Origin of the sequence: Jeotgalibacillus marinus, assembly GCF_040801915.1 — a bacterium.
Lineage (GTDB): Bacteria > Bacillota > Bacilli > Bacillales > Jeotgalibacillaceae > Jeotgalibacillus > Jeotgalibacillus marinus.
This window is the reverse complement of record NZ_JBFMIA010000064.1, coordinates 1-1,046: the sequence shown is the minus strand read 5'-3', so window position 1 is coordinate 1,046 and position 1,046 is coordinate 1. Positions and strand designations below refer to the sequence as shown.

The following is a 1,046-nucleotide window of genomic DNA, read 5'->3' as shown; positions in this document are numbered from 1 at the left end:
AACAGGAAGAAATTATAAATAAAAATAAAATAATCATTAATGAAAAACCAGTGTCTCAAGAACAAATGAAGTTATTAGCAAACTTTCTAAAATCATTTGAAAAGTGAGAAAAAGCTCTACATTCTCGTGTAGAGTTTAGCTTGTCTTCAAGATTTCCCACACTTGATTGTATTCCTCTTCTGAAATTTTACCTGTTTCTTTAAGAATTTTTAGCACTTGTGCCAGATCAATTTCTCCGCTAGTCACATAATCGTTTAACTCTACTCCCAGTGTAGTTAATGTTTTTGCTACAGCATACGATTCGTTCATTTCTATCTCCCCCTAAATAAATTTAAGTGGTCATTGATTCGAAGTATATTAGATTCGTTGACCACCCCCTTACAACAACTGAAGGACAGTACCTCGTGTGAGATACTGCCCTTCATAAATCAACCAGAAGTTGGTTCGCCCAATCGGTTTGGTTGTTCTTTGATGATTTTTATTTATTTCCTCTGTTTTATGAGGGGTGAGTGTAAAAACGCTACAGCTAATGCTCCAATTATAATTTTTTTCATTTTTAAGAGCCTTCTTATTAAATATCAAATCGCATTTTTTCTAACTATGCACGAGACATTCTAAGCCAGCCGCTTGTTCTTGAGTCATATTTTTCTGTTATCTAGTCAAAATCACTTTAGGTTTATTTTCCCCCCTCTTTCTCTAATCTGTTACATGTTATCTTTATTATATACGCGTATCGACACACACTCAAGAGAAAAAGATCTTTTTTTATCTTTTGTTGCAAATAGAAACAGATAATAGGTTGAAGGTGCTCCGTTATATAAAAAAGATTAAGATTAGAGACCTTAACATTTTCTCGAAGCACCTATACAGGATATGAGGGCAAAAGATAGGAAGTCACTCTCAGAACAGCTGATATATAAGATACTTCCATTGGCTATCTGGTAGGTATTACAATCGACTACACAGCAGTTGCTGGTTTGCATGAAAAAATAAGATAAAAAAACAGGAAGAAATTATAAATAAAAATAAAATAATCATTAATGAAA

The 1,046-nt window shown here is 32.9% G+C and carries 1 protein-coding gene; it reads right to left on the bottom strand.

What is annotated here, in order from left to right:
* Positions 1-135 precede the first annotated feature (135 nt).
* Positions 136-309, bottom strand: a complete 174-nt coding sequence (locus AB1471_RS16930; protein WP_367780923.1) for a hypothetical protein — start codon at positions 307-309, stop codon at positions 136-138.
* Positions 310-1,046 lie beyond the last annotated feature (737 nt).